The following is a 16,273-nucleotide window of genomic DNA, read 5'->3' on the forward strand; positions in this document are numbered from 1 at the left end:
ACTGTTCCGCTGCGGTGAGTCTGTGGAAGGATCGACTCGGCGTCGACCTGGTCCGCTGCGGTGAGTGAGCCTGCATCTCACCGGAGCTCTTCTCCTCGTTCCGTTTCGGTTCCTGGCAGGCTCGGGCCCCGGTCCCTTCCAGGAGGACTGATGTCGAACACCGCACCCGCCCCCGAGTCCGTCGCCACCCCGGCCCGTGTTGCCACCAAGCGCACGATCCTGATGTGCAAGCCGGACTTCTACACCGTGAGCTACCGGATCAACCCGTGGATGCACCCGGAGGAGCCGACCGACACGTCGAAGGCCGTCGAGCAGTGGGAGTCGCTCGTCGCCGTCTACGAGCAGCTCGGCTTCGACATCTCGTACATCGACCCGATCGACGGCCTGCCGGACATGGTCTACGCGGCCAACGGCGGGTTCGTCCTCGACGGCATCGCGTACGGCGCGAAGTTCCAGTACCCCGAGCGCCAGCCCGAGGGCCCCGCGTACATGGACTGGTTCCGCCAGGCCGGTCTGACCGTCGCCGAGCCGGAGCAGACCAACGAGGGCGAGGGTGACTTCCTGCTCATCGGGGACACCATCTTCGCCGGCACCGGCTTCCGGTCGGACAGCACCTCGCACGACGAGCTCGCGAAGATCTACGGCCGCGAGGTCGTCACCCTCAAGCTCATCAACCCGAGCTTCTACCACCTCGACACCGCCATCGCCGTGCTCGACCCCGAGCCCTCCGTCGACGGGACGAGCAACATCGCGTACCTGGAGAGCGCCTTCGACGAGCCGTCGCTGGCGATCCTGCGCGAGCGCTTCCCGGACGCGATCATCGCCACCGAAGAAGACGCCGCGATCCTCGGCCTGAACTCGTACTCCGACGGGTACAACGTCGTGATCGCCGCCCGGGCTGTTCGGTTCGCGGAACAGCTGCGCGAGAAGGGCTACAACCCGATCGGCGTCGACCTGTCCGAGCTGCTGCTCGGCGGTGGCGGCGTGAAGTGCTGCACCCTCGACCTGCACCCGCTCGGCACCGGCACCTCGGTCGCGCGTTCGCTCGGGGTCAGCTGATGTCGGCGGCAGCGTCGCTCGGGGTCAACACCGCGGCGGCGCTCGCCGTCGAGGACCGCGCCCTCGCGCACAACTACAGCCCGCTGCCCGTCGTCATCGCGTCGGGTGCCGGAGCGACCGCCACCGACGTCGACGGCAAGCAGTACCTGGACGGCCTCGCCGCGTACTCCGCGGTGAACTTCGGCCACGGCAACCCGCGGCTGCTCGACGCCGCACGGGCGCAGCTCGACCGCGTGACGCTGACCAGCCGGGCGTTCGTGAACGACCAGCTCGGGCCGTTCGCCGCAGCACTGGCGGCGTTGACGGAGACCGAGATGGTCCTGCCGATGAACACCGGTGCCGAGGCCGTCGAGTCCGCGATCAAGGTGTCCCGCGCCTGGGGCTACCGCGTCAAGGGCGTGCCGGCCGAGCGGGCGACGATCATCGTCGCGTCCGGGAACTTCCACGGCCGCACCACGACGATCATCTCGTTCTCGGACGACCCCTCGGCCCACGATGACTTCGGACCGTTCACGCCCGGCTTCCGCACGGTGCCGTACGGCGACGCTGCGGCTCTGCGCGAGGCGATGGACGAGACCGTCGTCGCCGTCCTGCTCGAGCCGATCCAGGGCGAGGGCGGCGTGGTCATCCCGCCGGAGTCCTACCTTCCTGACGTCCGCGCGGTCTGCGACGAGTTCGGCGCGCTGTTCATCGCCGACGAGATCCAGTCCGGCCTCGGTCGCACCGGACACACGCTCGCGGTGCAGCGAGTCGGGGTCCGCCCCGACCTCATCACGCTCGGCAAGGCACTGGGCGGCGGCATCGTGCCGGTGTCGGCGGTCGTCGGCTCGGCTGCGGTCCTCGGCGTCCTGCGCCCCGGCGAGCACGGGTCCACCTTCGGCGGCAACCCGCTCGCCGCAGCCGTCGGTGCCGAGGTCGTGGCGATGCTCGGAGAGGGCACCTTCCAGCAGCGGGCCCTCGACGGCGAACCGCTGTTGCGCGGCCTGCTCGACGACCTGCTCGGCAAGGGTGTCGTCTCGCACCGGGTCGCCGGACTCTGGGCGGGGATCGACATCGACCCCGCGCTCGGCACCGGCAAGGCGATCTCGAAGGACCTCGCCGACCGCGGGCTCCTGGTGAAGGACACCCACGGGTCGACGATCCGCTTCGCGCCGCCCCTGGTCGTCACCGACGACGAGGTGCGCTTCGCGATCGGAACCCTGGCCGACGTCCTGGCGGCGCGCGCCTGACCTGATCCGCAAAACACCGGTGTTCGCGCGTTGAACCCCCGCATCCCGCGGTGCGGAGCGCGAACACCGGTGTCTTGCGTGCGCCGGCGCGCGTCAACCAGTGCGGCTCACACCGCCCAGCGCGCCGCCAGCTCGTCCATCAGGGCATCGAGCCGCTCGTCGACGACCTGCTCCTCGGGGTGCGCCTCGTACCAGGCGATGACCTCGCGTACACCCTGCCGGTAGGTCGTGCGCGGCCGGTACCACGGCACGAGCGACCGGACCTTGCTGTTGTCGAACACCGAGCTGTTCGCCTTGTCGCCGAGCAGCGCCGCGCCCCACTCGGGGTCGACGGCGTTGATCGCGTCCGCCGGCACGTGCACGATCCGCAGGTCCTCGACCCCGGCCGCCGCCGCGATCTCGTGCGCGATGGCGTTCCACGTCGGCGCCTCGTCGCTCGTGATCGTGAAGGGCTCACCGATCGCCTCGGCCCGGTCGAGCAGCCCCGTGAACCCGACCGCGAAGTCGCGGCTGTGCGTCAGGGTCCACAGCGAGGTGCCGTCGCCGGTGATGATGACCGGCTTACCGGCACGCATCCGAGCGACCGCGGTCCAGCCGCCGGTCAGCGGCAGCTTCGTCTCGTCGTAGGTGTGCGACGGCCGCACGATCGTCACCGGGAAGTCCTGCTCCCGGTACGCCTGCATCAGCAGCTCCTCGCACGCAATCTTGTCGCGCGAGTACTGCCAGTACGGGTTCTTGAGCGGTGTCGACTCCGTGATCGGCAGGTGCGTAGCCGGCGTCTGGTACGCCGAGGCCGAACTGATGAACACGTACTGCCGCGTCCGCCCGGCGAAGAAGTCGACGTCGGCCTGCACCTGGTCCGGCGTGAAGGCGATCCAGTTCACGACCACGTCGAAGCGCTGGTCGCCGAGTGCGTCCGCCAGTGCGCTGCGGTCCGACACGTCGGCCTGGAGGCGCGTCACACCCTCCGGGATCGGCCTGCCCCCGGTGGTCCCCCGGTTGAGCACGGTGACGTCGAACCCCTGCTCGACGGCTTCCCGGACGCAGGCGGCGCTGATGACGCCGCTCCCGCCGATGAACAACACGCTCGCTCCGGTCATGGATGCTCCCTCGCTTCCGGCGGCACCGCTCCGTGCCGCAACCCTTTCGATCCTGCACCTACCCGTCGGGGCGGGCACGGAGCACGGCTTCGATCGACGTGGTGCCCTCAGCCCAGGATGCCGCGTGTGGACTGATCCAGCTGAGCAGTTCGAGTGCGAAGTCGTGGTCCCGCTGCAGGTTCCGCGCGTGGATGGGTTCGTGGTGCGCGGCGCGGTTCCGCACGAAGTGCAGCTGCTGGAGCCGTCGCGCCACCTCGCTCCGTCGGATCCGCAGGTTGTCCGGCCCGTGCGGAAAGGCTCGATGCAGGCCAGGAACCCAGAGCGACGTGTGGTAACGCGATTCCACGAGGTACCGCCAGAACCCGAAGCTGAGTTCCGCGATGACCCGTCCGTGCACTTCGGGACGACGACCTTCTCGACTCGCCCGTGCCCGTGCCTTGGCGAGGTCGGCACGCCCGCGGCTGTCGAGTGGTGCCATGTCGAACCAGGGTGGCCCGGCGCGGCTCGATGCCCACGCGAAGAGTTCACGGTCGAGCGCATTGCGAGCGAACACCTCGACGACGCCGGTGAGCTCCATGACCGCCGCCGCGGCTCGCATGTTCCACTCGTAGAGCCGCAGTGCTTCAGTCGACGACCCGGTCCGCCCTGCGTACGAACGGAGCCGTTCTGTGATGAGCCGCTCGAGCTCGTCTTCCTGCATCCCGCCTCGCCTGCTACCGTTGTTCACGAAGACCCCGGAACGATCCCTGGCTCAGGCCACATCGCCGGGGTTTCGTCTTTTCCGATCGTCTCTGAAACATCAGCGTACAGGTGTGCACTCGCAGGCCGAGTGCTCCTGGGGGCGACGCGACTACCGTCACGGTTCGGGTCGCACCGACGCGCCCCACGACAGGAGTGACACGCACATGGAGTACCGCTACCTCGGCAACTCGGGCCTCAAGGTCTCCGAGATCACCTACGGCAACTGGCTCACCCACGCATCCCAGGTCGAGAACGACGCGGCGATCGCCTGCGTCAAGGCCGCCCTCGAGGTCGGCATCTCGACGTTCGACACCGCCGACGTCTACGCCAACACCGGCGCGGAGACGGTCCTCGGCGAAGCGCTCAAGGGGGAGCGGCGCCAGTCCCTCGAGATCGCCACGAAGGTGTTCGGGCCGACCGGTCCGAAGGGTCACAACGACACCGGGCTGTCCCGCAAGCACATCCTTGAGTCGATCGACGGCTCGCTGCAGCGGCTGCAGACGGACTACGTCGACCTGTACCAGGCACACCGCTACGACCACGAGACCCCGCTCGAAGAGACGATGCAGGCCTTCGCGGACATCGTGCGCCAGGGCAAGGTCCTGTACGTCGGCGTCAGCGAGTGGACCGCGGACCAGCTGCGTGCGGGTGCTGCGCTCGCGAAGGACCTCGGCTTCCAGCTCATCTCGAACCAGCCGCAGTACTCGGCGCTGTGGCGGGTCATCGAGGACGAGGTCGTCCCCACCTCGAAGGAACTCGGCATCTCGCAGATCGTCTGGTCCCCGATCGCCCAGGGGGTGCTCACCGGCAAGTACAAGCCGGGTCAGCCGCTGCCCCAGGGCTCCCGCGCGACCGACGACAAGGGCGGCGCGGACATGATCAAGCGGTTCATGCGCGACGAGGTGCTGTCCTCGGTGCAGGAGCTGCAGCCGGTCGCCGACGAGCTCAACCTGTCGATGGCGCAGCTCGCCGTCGCCTGGGTCCTGCAGAACGACAACGTCGCGAGCGCGATCATCGGGGCCTCGCGTCCGGAGCAGGTGCACGACAACGCGGGCGCTGCCGGCGTCGCGATCCCCGCGGAGCTCATGTCGCGGATCGACGATGCCCTGGGCGCCGTGGTCGAGCGCGACCCCGCGAAGACGAACGACAGCAGCCCGAAGACGCGCGAGGCCTAGCCGCCGAAGCCGACGTGCGGAGGCGACCCGCGCCTCCAGGCCGTCGGCGAACCGGCGCGAACGCGAGCCGCACAACCAAAGTCACCCCGAACTGCGCTGCTGCGTGGTTCGGGGTGACTTTGGTTGTGCGCTGCGAGCGACGTCACACCGCTCAGACAACGGAAAAGGCCCCCTGCCGAAGCAGGGGGCCTTCACCGGTGGCTGGACACGGCATCGATCCGTGGACCTTTCGATTTTCAGTCGAACGCTCTACCAACTGAGCTATCCAGCCGTGGCGACCCTGACGGGACTTGAACCCGCGACCTCCGCCGTGACAGGGCGGCACGCTAACCAGCTGCGCTACAGGGCCATATTGAATTGCTGTGGTGTTGTTCAGTACTACTTGCTCGCTCACTCAAGGAGTGACCCCAACGGGATTCGAACCCGTGCTGCCGCCGTGAAAGGGCGGTGTCCTAGGCCACTAAACGATAGGGCCGCAAGCAGTGCATCGCGCTACCGATGGACAAGCATACGGATGCCCCCCGGGTTTCACAAATCCGACCCCGCCAACCGTGCATCCCCGGCGTGTCGCGGCGTCAGCGCACGGGTCTCCGATGCTGTCGGTGCGAGCATCGTCGGCGGCCGCACCCCTCGTCCGAGGGGCTGTCGAGCCTGCGACCCGTGTTGTTACTGTTGCACCTGTTAACAGTGTTACGTGCGTGAGCCTTGCCGCGCTGTTACGAAATCGAGATACATGTCGACCTCCACTCCCTTCTCCCTCCGCACCCGCAGCCGCCTGATCGCCGCCGCGGTCGCCGTCGCGCTCACGGCCGGCACGCTCGCGGCCCTTGCCCCGACGTCGTCCGCCAGCGCTGCGAGCTACCCCAGCTGGGACGAGGTGCAGCAGGCGAAGTCGTCGACCAGCGCCCAGCAGGCCAAGGTCAGCGAGATCAAGTCGCTCATCTCGTCGCTGAAGAGCGAGGCGGCTGCCAAGCAGAAGACAGCCCAGGCCGCGGGCGAGGCGTACCAGGCCGCGCAGAGCAAGTACGACGAGGCGACGCTCAAGCAGAAGTCGCTGCAGTCCCAGGCCGACGAGGCCGAGCAGACCGCCGCGCGGTCCGAAGCGCAGGCCGGTCAGCTCGCCGCGCAGCTCGGTCGGGCCAGCGCCAACGACGTGACGACCGACATCCTCACGCACCCCTCGGACTCCGGTGACCTGCTCTACGAGCTCGGTGCCATGTCGAAGCTCAGCGAGCAAGCCGACGGCATCTACTCGCAGGCCTCGCAGGACCGCGGCACCGCCCAGGCCCAGGCCGACAAGGCGGACACTGCGAAAGCAGCCCTGGGCGACCTCGCCGACGCCGCACAGTCGAAGATGCAGCAGGCCCAGGGCGCCGCCGACGCCGCACAGACCGCGGTGGACGCCCAGAACGACAACCAGTCCCGGCTCGAGGCGCAGCTGACTGCCCTCACCACCAAGCAGCAGGGCGTCGAGGCGGACTACCGCAAGGGCGTCGCCGCCGAGAAGAAGCGGCAGGCACAGATCGCGGCCGCTGCGGCCAGGGCAGCCGCGAAGGCGGCGGCGACCAGCCAGGGCGGCACCGGCGGCGGCAGCGCGAACGCGTCCGGCTGGGTCCGACCCGCCGGGGGGTACCAGACCAGTCCCTACGGCTACCGCGTCGACCCCTACACGCACGTCAGCGCCCTGCACGCCGGCGTCGACCTGGCCCCGGCCTGCTACGCCCCGATCTACGCGGCACACGACGGCACCGTCACCTTCGCCGGCAACGGTGGCGGGTACGGCAACGAGGTCATCCTGGACAACGGCGGCGGCATCTCCACCGCGTACGGCCACGTCGTCGACGGCGGGATCATGGTCACCGCCGGCCAGCACGTCACCGCGGGACAGCAGATCGCCAAGATCGGCTCGACCGGCTGGTCGACCGGGTGCCACCTCCACTTCGAGACCCGGGTCAACGGCGCTGCCGTCGACCCGGTCCCCTTCATGGCAGCGCGGGGGATCTCGGTATGAGCATCAGCGCCACCGGAACGAGTCCTTCCACGTCATGACCACCTCCGCTCGCTCGTTCTCCTGCGGGATCGCGACCATCGCCGTGCTCGGCATCGGCCTGTCGGTCGTCATCGCCGGACCGGCCCAGGCCGCGCCCTCGGGTCCCTCCTGGGCCGACGTCAAGGCCGCCAAGTCCGACGCGGCCGACGCCCAACAGACGGTCGACGAGCTGAGCGACCGGCTCGGCACGCTGCAGGACGCCGCCGACCAGGCCGGTGTCGCCGAACAGCAGGCCGGACAGGCGTACGCCCTGGCGGCGTCGCAGCAGCAGGAGGCCGAGGACACCCTTGCCGACCTGTCCGCGCAGTCGAAGCGTGCGAAGGACCGGGCGGACGACTCGGCCGGCCAGGTCGCCGGGCTCGTGGTCGAGCTGTCCCGCACGGGCGGCGGTGACCTGTCGACGACGATGCTCATGGACTCGACGGACTCGAAGGACCTGCTCTACCGCGTCGGCACGATGTCGCACCTGTCCGAGCGCTCCGCGACCGTCCTCGCCGAGGCACGCGCCGACCAGAAGACCGTCGAGTCCCTGGCGGCCCAGCAGTCCGCCGCCGAGAAGGCCCTGAGCAAGGCGACCGAGGCGACGAAGACCACCTTCGCGACGGCCAACGACGTGGCCGCAGGCGCCCAGGCGCGGGTGCAGAAGGAACAGGACCAGCAGGCCGAGGTCCTGCGCCAGCTCGCGTACCTGAAGGGCACGAGCGTCGCGACGGAGACCGCGTACTGGAGCGCGCAGCAGGCGAAGGCCGCCGCGGCCGCCATCGCCAAGCAGACGGGCGACGCCGGTACCGGGAACGACGCCGGCACCGGGAACGCCGCCGGCGGGGGCACGAGCGGCAGCAACACGGGCGGCACCGGCAACACGGGCGGCACCGGCAGCACCGGCGGCGGGACCTCCACTCCGGCCGTCCCGAGCACGCCGTCCAAGCCGAGCACCCCGTCGAACCCCGGCACCCCCGCGAAGCCGAGCACGCCGTCCAAGCCGAGCACTCCCAGCACGCCGAGCAAGCCGGCACCCGCCCCTGCTCCCGCGCCGGCTCCTGCCCCGGCACCCGCCCCCGCACCGGCCCCGAGCAGCCCCTCGAAGGCCGCCGGCGCGATCTCCTACGCCCGAGGGCAGCTCGGCGAGGCGTACGTCCTCGGCGGCGCCGGCCCGACCACCTGGGACTGCTCCGGCCTCGTGATGATGGCCTACAGCTCGCAGGGCATCGCGACCGGTGGACACAACGTCGTCTGGCAGTACAACTACTTCAAGTCGATCGGTCGCCTCGTCCCGCTGTCCCAGCGCCAGCCCGGCGACATCCTGTTCTACTCGTCGAACGGCACCGCCTCGGGGGCGTACCACGACTCGATCGTGACGAGCTACGGCACCATGGTCGAGGCCGCGCGCCCCGGCGTCGGCGTTGTCGAGCGCGCGATCTGGCTGCCGAACCAGCTCATGCCCTACGTCGCCCGCCCGAGCGGTTCCCTGTAGCCCGCTCCCGGTCTGCCCGTTCTTTCCCAGAGCAGCTGCGATACCGAGCGAGATCGGGCGTACCTGCACGGATCAACGCACCAGGTACGCCCGTTTCCACCCGGTACGCCCCGGCCCGGCCCGCCCCGCGCGACAGCAGCCCACCACGCACACAGAACGGCGCCCGCCCTCCGGAAGGAGAGCGGGCGCCGTTCGTCGTCAGGGGATCGTCAGTGCGAGCCGGGCACGTACGCGGCCTGACCGGCCTGCACGATGCGCTCGGCCTCGGCGGCGTCGCCCCAGCCCTCGGCCTTGACCCACTTGTTCGGCTCGAGGTCCTTGTAGCGCTCGAAGAAGTGCGCGATCTCGGACTTCGTCTGCTCCGGCACGTCCGAGATGTCCTGGATGTGTGCCCAGCGCGGGTCCTTGGCGGGGACGACGAGGACCTTCTCGTCGTTGCCGGCCTCGTCGCTCATCTTGAAGACGCCGACGGGGCGGACCTTGACGCCGACGCCGGGGAACGTCGGGAACTCGAGCAGCAGCAGCGCGTCCACGGGGTCACCGTCGTCGGCCAGGGTCTTCTCGAAGAACCCGTAGTCGGTGGGGTAGACGAACGAGGTGAACAGCACGCGGTCGAGGTAGACGCGACCGGTCTCGTGGTCCACCTCGTACTTGTTGCGGCTGCCCTTGGGGATCTCGACGACGACGTCGTACGCGGCCATGTTGCGCTCCTGTGTCTGCTTCGGGGACTGTCGTGTGTTGCGAAAGCGCGGCTAACGTTACCGGGTGAACTCTCCGCGTCCCCGGCTCGACCCCGCCGTCGCCGAGACCCGCCTGGCGGTCCGCGACCTGCTCGCCGCAGCCGTCGACGACGGTGTGGTCGCCGCAGGCGACCTGGTCCTCGTCGCACTGAGCGGCGGACCGGACTCCCTCGCCCTGGCGGCGGCCACCGCGTTCGAAGCGGGCAAGCAGGGTCTGCGGGCCGGGGCAGTGGTCGTCGACCACGCGCTCCAGGCGGGCTCCGAGGCGGTCGCGAGCCGCGCCTCCCGGCAGGCATCCGAGCTGGGACTCGACCCGGTGACGGTCCGCAGGGTCACGGTCGGCTCCGACGGTGGTCCGGAAGGCGCCGCCCGGGAGGCCCGCCACGCGTCGATCGCCGAGGTCGCGGCCGCCACCGGGTCACCCCTGGTGCTGCTGGGCCACACCCTGGACGACCAGGCCGAGACGGTGCTGCTCGGCCTGCTGCGCGGCAGCGGGCCGGACAGCCTGTCCGGAATGCAACCGCTCGCCCGACGCGACAGCGGCCCGGCCTACGGCCGGCCGCTCCTGTCGGTCCGGCGCCACGCGACCCGGCAGGCGTGTGCCGCAGCGGGGCTGGCGCCGTGGCACGACCCGCAGAACGACGACCCCGCGTATGCACGGGTGCGGGTGCGGAACACCCTGCTGCCGGTGCTCGAACGGGAGCTCGGTGCCGGGGTGCCCGAGGCCCTGGCCCGCACGGCCGACCAGCTGCGCGAGGACTCCGCCGCCCTCGACCACTTCGCCGAGGAGATCGCCGAGGACATCGCCGAGCACTCCGAGGCGGGCATCTCGCTGTCGGTGCGGGCGCTCGGGGCGAACCCGCCGGCGCTCCGGCAGCGACTCGTGCGCCTCGCGGTGGAGAGCGAGTTCGGGGTGACGCTGTCGCGCGTGCAGACGCTCGAGGTCTGCCGGCTGGTCACGGACTGGAGCGGACAGGGCCCGATCGACCTGCCGGGCGTCCGTGCCACGCGGACCGGCGACCGCATCGAGTTCAGCGCCGGTTAGGCTGGCGTGGTGGAACTCTCCGACGTCCAGGCAGACCTGTCCGAAGTGCTCTTCACCCCCGAGCAGATCGACGAGAAGCTCGCCGAGCTCGCGGCGGTCGTCGACGCCGACTACGCGGGCCGCGACCCGCTGCTCGTCGGCGTGCTCAAGGGTGCCGTCATGGTGATGGCGGACTTCTCGCGCCACCTCAAGATGCAGGCGCGGATGGACTGGATGGCGGTGTCGTCGTACGGCTCCGGCACGAAGTCGTCCGGTGTGGTGCGGATCCTCAAGGACCTCGACACCGACCTGCACGGCCGCGACGTCCTGATCGTCGAGGACATCATCGACTCCGGCCTGACCCTGTCGTGGCTCAAGCAGAACCTGCAGTCCCGTGGTGCCGCGAGCGTCGAGATCGTCGCCCTGCTGCGCAAGCCCGAGGCCGCCAAGGTCGAGGTCGACGTGAAGTACGTGGGCTTCGACATCCCCGACGCGTTCGTGGTCGGCTACGGCCTGGACTACGACGAGCGCTACCGCAACCTGCGCGGCGTCGGCGTCCTCGCTCCGCACGTCTACTCCTGACGGGCGGCCCGCCGCGCTCGGGTCGCACTCGGCCGACTCTGGCCCGGGGGTGAGTTCGCCCGCAGAGGACACCCATTCTCGCCACAGAATCGCGGCCGTATGCTGACCTGCACGCAACTTCGGCAGAGAAAGGTGTCGGGCACTCGCGCCCGGATCACATGAACTTCAAGCGCATCTTCCGCGGCCCGTACCTCTACGTGCTGATCGCGCTGGCGGGCATCTTCATCGGCTGGAGCGTCATCAGCCAGGGCAGCACGCAAGAGATCGACACCCAGAAGGGTCTCGAGCAGCTCTCCGATGACAAGGTCTCGTCCGCGACCATCAACTCCACCGAGCAGCGGGTCGACCTCGTCCTGAAGGACGGCGACAAGCAGGAGCAGTTCTACTACTCCACGCCCCGCGGCGAAGAAGTGGTGCAGGCGGTCAACGACGCCAACCTGCCCGACGGCTACAACGACCGTGTCGCCCAGGGCAACTGGTTCCTGTCGCTGCTCGGCATCCTGCTCCCGTTCCTGATCATCGGTGCCCTGTTCTGGTTCCTGCTCTCGAGCGCCCAGGGCGGCGGCTCGAAGGTCATGCAGTTCGGCAAGTCGAAGGCCAAGATCAACAACAAGGAGAACCCGCAGGTGTCGTTCGCCGACGTCGCGGGTGCCGACGAGGCGATCGAGGAACTGCACGAGATCAAGGAGTTCCTCAAGGAGCCCGCGAAGTTCCAGGCCGTCGGGGCGAAGATCCCGAAGGGCGTGCTGCTCTACGGCCCTCCCGGAACCGGCAAGACCCTGCTCGCCCGCGCCGTCGCGGGTGAAGCCGGCGTGCCGTTCTACTCGATCTCCGGTTCGGACTTCGTCGAGATGTTCGTCGGTGTCGGTGCGAGCCGTGTCCGCGACCTCTTCGAGCAGGCCAAGGCGAACTCGCCGGCCATCGTCTTCATCGACGAGATCGACGCCGTCGGTCGTCACCGTGGTGCCGGCATCGGCGGTGGCAACGACGAGCGTGAGCAGACCCTGAACCAGCTCCTCGTCGAGATGGACGGCTTCGACGGCAAGACGAACGTCATCCTCATCGCCGCGACGAACCGTCCCGACGTGCTCGACCCCGCGCTCCTGCGCCCCGGCCGTTTCGACCGCCAGATCGGCGTCGACGCTCCGGGTCTCGCCGGCCGCAAGCAGATCCTCGAGGTGCACGCGAAGGGCAAGCCGCTCGCCGCGAGCGTCGACCTCGAGCTGCTCGCCCGCAAGACGCCGGGCTTCACCGGTGCCGACCTGGCGAACGTCCTGAACGAGGCGGCCCTGCTGACCGCCCGCTCGAACGCGCAGCTCATCGACAACCGTGCGCTCGACGAGGCCGTCGACCGCGTGATGGCCGGCCCGCAGCGCCGGACCCGGATCATGTCCGACCAGGAACGCCTGATCACCGCGTACCACGAGGGCGGCCACGCCCTGGCGGCAGCGGCGATGCGCCACACCGACCCGGTCACGAAGATCACGATCCTGCCCCGCGGCCGTGCCCTCGGCTACACGATGGTGCTCCCGCTCGAGGACAAGTACTCGGTCACCCGCAACGAGCTCCTCGACCAGCTCACCTACGCCATGGGTGGTCGCGTCGCCGAGGAGATCGTGTTCCACGACCCGACCACCGGCGCCTCGAACGACATCGAGAAGGCCACCGGCACCGCTCGCAAGATGGTCACCGAGTACGGCATGAGCCAGGCCGTCGGGTCCGTCAAGCTCGGGTCCGGCTCGAGCGAGCCGTTCGTCGGCCGTGACATGAGCGGTGGCACCGGTCGCGACTACTCGGAGACCATCGCCCAGACGGTCGACGCCGAGACCCGCGCCCTGCTCGAGGCCGCGCACGACGAGGCCTACCAGGTGCTCAACGACAACCGCGACATCCTCGACCGCCTGGCCGGCGAGCTCCTCGAGAAGGAGACGCTCGACGCCCCGGAGCTCGTGGAGATCTTCAAGGACGTCCGCAAGCTGCCGGAGCGCCCCCAGTGGCTCTCCAGCGACGAGCGCCCGGTCAGCAACCTGCCCGCGATCGACGTGCCCGGCAAGGCCGCCTCGACCGCAGCGGACCCGTCGGACTCCGAGTCGACCTCGAAGACCCGTCGTCGCCCGTTCGGCAACCCGGGTATCGCCCCCGCGTAGGCCGGCATGACCGAGCTGCCGACGCGACGAGAGCGTCGACTCGCCGAGGTGAGTCGTGCCCGCGCCGCCGCCGCCGAACCGGCGACGGTCGCGATCGACCTCCGTGCACCCCAGCCGGTGCCGGAGGTCGTGACCGGCCGTCGCCGTGATCGCGGTGGCCCGGCCGAGGAACGCACCCGGGTGCTCGGCATCCTCAACGTCACCCCCGACTCGTTCAGCGACGGCGGGCTGCACCAGGCTTACGACGCCGCCGTGCAGCACGCACGGGACCTCGTCGCGGCCGGTGCGGACGTCATCGACGTCGGCGGGGAGTCCACCCGCCCCGGTTCCGAGCGCGTGCCCGTGACGGTCGAGCAGGAACGTGTGCTGCCGGTCGTGCAGCAGCTCGTCGCCGAGGGCATCCCGGTCAGCGTCGACACCATGAACGCCGCGACGGCCGAACGTGCCGTCGACCTCGGTGCCGCGATCGTCAACGACGTCTCGGGCGGGCTCGCCGACCCGGACATGGCCCGGGTCGTGGCGTCGACGGGGGTCGGCTTCGTCGTCATGCACTGGCGCGGCCACAGCGACCGGATGTACCGCAACGCCGAGTACACCCACGCGGTCGAAGAGGTCCGGCGCGAAGTCGAACTCCGGGTCGCCGAACTCATCGTGCTCGGTGTCCGACAGGAGCAGGTCGTCATCGACCCGGGCCTCGGCTTCGCCAAGCACGGCGTGCAGAACTGGGAGATCCTGGCCGGCTACGAGCGCTTCGCCTCGATCGGTCTGCCGGTGCTCGTCGCCGCCTCACGCAAGCGGTTCCTCGACGGTGTCGGGAGCCCCGAGGGTGCTCCGCCCAGGGAGCGCGACCTCGCCACCGCCGCCATCAGCCTGCTCGCCGCCGAACGCGGCGCGTGGGGTGTGCGCGTGCACGACCCGGCACCGACCCGTGCCGTGCTCGACGTCTGGGACGCCTGGAGGGCAGCTCGATCGTGAACGACACCATCCGACTCACCGGGGTCCGCGCCCGCGGACACCACGGCGTCTTCGACCACGAGCGCGAGGACGGCCAGGACTTCGTCGTCGACGTCGCCGTGGAGCTCGACGCCCGTGCCGCCTCGGGCAGCGACGACCTCGACGCCACCGTGCACTACGGCGTCCTCGCCGAGCAGGTCGTGGCCGAGATCGAACGCGACCCGGTCGACCTGATCGAGACGCTGGCCGAACGCATCGCCGCGGCCGTGCTCACCCACCGTGCCGCCTTGGCGACGGAGGTCACGGTGCACAAGCCGCAGGCCCCGATCACCGTGCCGTTCACCGACGTCTCGATCACCATCCGGCGCACCCGCGGCGCCACGGTGCCGGACGAGGAAGAAGAATGACCCACCGGGTCGTCGTCGCCCTCGGAGCGAACCTCGGCGACCGGGGGAGCACGCTCCGCGCCGCCGCCGCCGCGATCGCCGCCCTGCCCGGGGTCGAGCCCGTGGCCTCGAGCCGCGAGGTCGAGTCGGTCGCCGTGACCCTCGACGGCCTCGACACGTCGAAGCCCCGCTACCGGAACGCCGTCGTGGTCGTCGACACCGACCTCGAGCCGCAGGCCTTCCTCGACGCCCTGCACGGCATCGAGGACGCCCACGGCCGCACGCGCGAGGTCCGGTGGGGCGACCGCACCCTGGACCTCGACATCGTCGCGGTGGACGACCTGCGGATCGCCACGGACACCCTGGTCGTGCCGCACCCCCGGGCAGCGGAGCGCGCGTTCGTGCTCGCCCCGTGGCTCGACGCCGACCCCGGGGCCGTCCTGCCCGGTGCCGGACCGGTGGCCGACCTGCTCGCCGCGGTGGGGGACGACACCGAGCGCGTCGACGAGCCGCGCCTGTTCGCGGAGCCGGCACGGGCCTCCCGGCCGGCGGGGAGCGCGACCAGCGCATGAAGCCCACCCGTGCCTCCACGCTGATCAGCATCGCCGTCGTGACGGTGGTCGCCGGTTTCGCGGTCGACGCCGTCCTGGCGTCGCGCCAGCTGCCGACGTTCCTGTTCTCGATCCCGCTCGGCATCACGCTCGCGTTCATCGGCGTCGCCGTCGTGCTCATGGCGCGCCCGGTGCGCCGGCACGCGCGCGACGGCGCCGGACGCCAGCGGCCGGTCGACCCGCTCTACGCGACGCGGGTCGTCGTGCTCGCGAAGGCGTCCAGCATCTGCGGCACGCTGCTGGGCGGGTTCGCCCTCGGCCTCGTGCTGTACCTGCTGACCCGTTCCGCGACGCCTTCGCTAGGCTCGACCCTGCCGAACGTGATCGCCGTCGGGGGCGGGATCGTCCTGACGGTCTGCGCACTCGTGGCGGAGCGCATGTGCATCGCACCTCCGGGTGACGATGACGACCGTGACGATCCCCGCAACGGTTCGACGACGGTGAACTGACCGAGCAACCCCAGGAGGCCCGCGATGCCGCGTGAACGACTCGACGAGCCCGGCCTCGGCCTCGGTGGGATCGCCTGGCAGCGGGTGTCCGCGAAGCTCGTGTGGACCGAACTCATCACCACGCTCGTGATCGGTGTCGTGCTCACCGCGGGCTGCGTGCTCATCGGGATCGTCACCGACGGCTTCGGTTCCGGGGCCGGCACCGTGTGGCTCACCATCGGCATCGTCGTCGCGGTCACCACGGCGATCACCGCCGCGCTGACGCCCCGACGGGTCCGGGCCATCGGCTACGCGCTCCGCGATGACGACCTGGTCGTGCGCCGTGGCCTCATGTGGCAGCGGTTCACGGCGGTCCCGTACGGCCGGATGCAGCTCGTCGACGTCGCCCGGGGCCCGCTCGACCGGGCGCTCGGCATGAGCGAGCTGAAGTTCGTCACCGCCGCGGCCGCGACGAACGTCCGGATCCCGGGTGTCCCGGCAGCGGACGCCGACGAGCTGCGCGACCGCCTCGTCGAGCTCGCCGAGTCCCGTCGCGCCGGTCTGTAGGGGTCG

The 16,273-nt window shown here is 70.3% G+C and carries 16 protein-coding genes and 3 tRNA genes; 13 read left to right on the forward strand and 6 right to left on the reverse strand.

Annotation, left to right across the window (positions count from 1 at the left end):
* The first annotated feature begins 150 nt into the window (after positions 1-150).
* Both ddaH and rocD read left to right on the forward strand, forming a co-directional pair.
* On the forward strand, positions 151-1,059 hold the full coding sequence (ddaH, locus tag ABRP24_RS04235) for a dimethylargininase (RefSeq protein WP_349847520.1): 909 nt from the start codon (positions 151-153) through the stop codon (positions 1,057-1,059).
* The gene (gene rocD / locus ABRP24_RS04240; protein ID WP_349847518.1) at positions 1,059-2,288 is read left to right on the forward strand and encodes an ornithine--oxo-acid transaminase; all 1,230 of its coding nucleotides are present in this window, start codon (positions 1,059-1,061) and stop codon (positions 2,286-2,288) included. The genes ddaH and rocD overlap by 1 nt, the downstream gene beginning before the upstream one ends.
* Positions 2,289-2,395: 107 nt before the next feature.
* On the opposite strand, the gene ABRP24_RS04245 is transcribed toward rocD, so the two are convergent.
* Both ABRP24_RS04245 and ABRP24_RS04250 read right to left on the reverse strand, forming a co-directional pair.
* Positions 2,396-3,388 carry an NAD-dependent epimerase/dehydratase family protein gene (locus ABRP24_RS04245; RefSeq protein ID WP_301580929.1) on the reverse strand — a complete coding sequence of 331 codons (993 nt, stop codon included), beginning with the start codon at positions 3,386-3,388 and terminating at the stop codon, positions 2,396-2,398.
* Between the two features lie 58 nt (positions 3,389-3,446).
* Entirely contained in the window at positions 3,447-4,088 is a 642-nt protein-coding gene (locus tag ABRP24_RS04250; RefSeq protein ID WP_349847516.1) for a hypothetical protein, read from the reverse strand.
* A gap of 205 nt (positions 4,089-4,293) precedes the next feature.
* Here ABRP24_RS04250 and ABRP24_RS04255 point away from each other — a divergent pair, with 205 nt between their 5' ends.
* A complete protein-coding gene (locus ABRP24_RS04255) occupies positions 4,294-5,304 on the forward strand; it encodes an aldo/keto reductase family protein (RefSeq protein WP_349847515.1) in 1,011 nt (336 codons plus the stop codon).
* A 198-nt stretch (positions 5,305-5,502) separates the two neighbouring features.
* Here ABRP24_RS04255 and ABRP24_RS04260 read toward each other — a convergent pair.
* From ABRP24_RS04260 to ABRP24_RS04270, 3 genes are all read right to left on the reverse strand, one after another.
* Positions 5,503-5,575, reverse strand: a tRNA-Phe gene (locus ABRP24_RS04260).
* A gap of 1 nt (position 5,576) precedes the next feature.
* Positions 5,577-5,653: transfer RNA gene (locus ABRP24_RS04265), tRNA-Asp, on the reverse strand.
* A 53-nt stretch (positions 5,654-5,706) separates the two neighbouring features.
* Positions 5,707-5,779, reverse strand: a tRNA-Glu gene (locus tag ABRP24_RS04270).
* A 258-nt stretch (positions 5,780-6,037) separates the two neighbouring features.
* Between ABRP24_RS04270 and ABRP24_RS04275 the strand changes: the two genes are divergently transcribed.
* Both ABRP24_RS04275 and ABRP24_RS04280 read left to right on the forward strand, forming a co-directional pair.
* A complete protein-coding gene (locus ABRP24_RS04275; protein ID WP_214522663.1) occupies positions 6,038-7,315 on the forward strand; it encodes a M23 family metallopeptidase in 1,278 nt (425 codons plus the stop codon).
* 34 nt (positions 7,316-7,349) lie between these two features.
* Entirely contained in the window at positions 7,350-8,828 is a 1,479-nt protein-coding gene (locus tag ABRP24_RS04280) for an NlpC/P60 family protein (RefSeq protein WP_349847514.1), read from the forward strand.
* 209 nt (positions 8,829-9,037) lie between these two features.
* Here ABRP24_RS04280 and ABRP24_RS04285 read toward each other — a convergent pair whose 3' ends face one another.
* A complete protein-coding gene (locus ABRP24_RS04285) occupies positions 9,038-9,529 on the reverse strand; it encodes an inorganic diphosphatase (RefSeq protein ID WP_349847513.1) in 492 nt (163 codons plus the stop codon).
* A 64-nt stretch (positions 9,530-9,593) separates the two neighbouring features.
* On the opposite strand from ABRP24_RS04285, the gene tilS reads away from it, so the two are divergent.
* The 8 genes from tilS (at position 9,594) to ABRP24_RS04325 (ending at position 16,267) form a co-directional block, all read left to right on the forward strand.
* Complete coding sequence (gene tilS / locus ABRP24_RS04290) at positions 9,594-10,613, forward strand: tRNA lysidine(34) synthetase TilS (RefSeq protein ID WP_349847511.1); 1,020 nt, start codon at positions 9,594-9,596, stop codon at positions 10,611-10,613.
* Positions 10,614-10,622: 9 nt separating this feature from the next.
* A complete protein-coding gene (hpt, locus tag ABRP24_RS04295; protein ID WP_017887686.1) occupies positions 10,623-11,174 on the forward strand; it encodes a hypoxanthine phosphoribosyltransferase in 552 nt (183 codons plus the stop codon).
* 158 nt (positions 11,175-11,332) lie between these two features.
* The gene (gene ftsH, locus ABRP24_RS04300) at positions 11,333-13,321 is read left to right on the forward strand and encodes an ATP-dependent zinc metalloprotease FtsH (RefSeq protein WP_349847508.1); all 1,989 of its coding nucleotides are present in this window, start codon (positions 11,333-11,335) and stop codon (positions 13,319-13,321) included.
* A 6-nt stretch (positions 13,322-13,327) separates the two neighbouring features.
* Entirely contained in the window at positions 13,328-14,296 is a 969-nt protein-coding gene (gene folP, locus ABRP24_RS04305) for a dihydropteroate synthase (RefSeq protein WP_301601195.1), read from the forward strand.
* A complete protein-coding gene (gene folB / locus ABRP24_RS04310; protein ID WP_027467059.1) occupies positions 14,293-14,682 on the forward strand; it encodes a dihydroneopterin aldolase in 390 nt (129 codons plus the stop codon). Before folP ends, folB begins: the two co-directional genes overlap by 4 nt.
* Positions 14,679-15,233 carry a 2-amino-4-hydroxy-6-hydroxymethyldihydropteridine diphosphokinase gene (gene folK / locus ABRP24_RS04315; protein ID WP_349847506.1) on the forward strand — a complete coding sequence of 185 codons (555 nt, stop codon included), beginning with the start codon at positions 14,679-14,681 and terminating at the stop codon, positions 15,231-15,233. The genes folB and folK overlap by 4 nt, the downstream gene beginning before the upstream one ends.
* Positions 15,230-15,721, forward strand: a complete 492-nt coding sequence (locus ABRP24_RS04320; protein WP_027467060.1) for a DUF3180 domain-containing protein — start codon at positions 15,230-15,232, stop codon at positions 15,719-15,721. The genes folK and ABRP24_RS04320 overlap by 4 nt, the downstream gene beginning before the upstream one ends.
* Before the next feature lie 24 nt (positions 15,722-15,745).
* Positions 15,746-16,267, forward strand: coding sequence for a PH domain-containing protein (locus ABRP24_RS04325; RefSeq protein WP_071245268.1), 522 nt, complete (start codon positions 15,746-15,748; stop codon positions 16,265-16,267).
* The last annotated feature ends 6 nt before the right edge of the window (positions 16,268-16,273 follow it).

It is taken from the genome of Curtobacterium sp. WHRI 8282 (genome assembly GCF_040223925.2).
GTDB lineage: Bacteria > Actinomycetota > Actinomycetes > Actinomycetales > Microbacteriaceae > Curtobacterium > Curtobacterium flaccumfaciens.

Coding starts and splice junctions, on each gene's coding strand:
- ABRP24_RS04280 (WP_349847514.1), top strand. CDS start 7,350: ATGACCACCTCCGCTCGCTCGTTCTCCTGCGGGATCGCGACCATCGCC.
- ABRP24_RS04320 (WP_027467060.1), top strand. CDS start 15,230: ATGAAGCCCACCCGTGCCTCCACGCTGATCAGCATCGCCGTCGTGACG.
- ABRP24_RS04325 (WP_071245268.1), top strand. CDS start 15,746: ATGCCGCGTGAACGACTCGACGAGCCCGGCCTCGGCCTCGGTGGGATC.
- ABRP24_RS04245 (WP_301580929.1), bottom strand. CDS start 3,388: ATGACCGGAGCGAGCGTGTTGTTCATCGGCGGGAGCGGCGTCATCAGC.
- folP (WP_301601195.1), top strand. CDS start 13,328: ATGACCGAGCTGCCGACGCGACGAGAGCGTCGACTCGCCGAGGTGAGT.
- ftsH (WP_349847508.1), top strand. CDS start 11,333: ATGAACTTCAAGCGCATCTTCCGCGGCCCGTACCTCTACGTGCTGATC.
- ABRP24_RS04285 (WP_349847513.1), bottom strand. CDS start 9,529: ATGGCCGCGTACGACGTCGTCGTCGAGATCCCCAAGGGCAGCCGCAAC.
- ABRP24_RS04250 (WP_349847516.1), bottom strand. CDS start 4,088: ATGCAGGAAGACGAGCTCGAGCGGCTCATCACAGAACGGCTCCGTTCG.
- ddaH (WP_349847520.1), top strand. CDS start 151: ATGTCGAACACCGCACCCGCCCCCGAGTCCGTCGCCACCCCGGCCCGT.
- ABRP24_RS04255 (WP_349847515.1), top strand. CDS start 4,294: ATGGAGTACCGCTACCTCGGCAACTCGGGCCTCAAGGTCTCCGAGATC.
- rocD (WP_349847518.1), top strand. CDS start 1,059: ATGTCGGCGGCAGCGTCGCTCGGGGTCAACACCGCGGCGGCGCTCGCC.
- folK (WP_349847506.1), top strand. CDS start 14,679: ATGACCCACCGGGTCGTCGTCGCCCTCGGAGCGAACCTCGGCGACCGG.
- ABRP24_RS04275 (WP_214522663.1), top strand. CDS start 6,038: ATGTCGACCTCCACTCCCTTCTCCCTCCGCACCCGCAGCCGCCTGATC.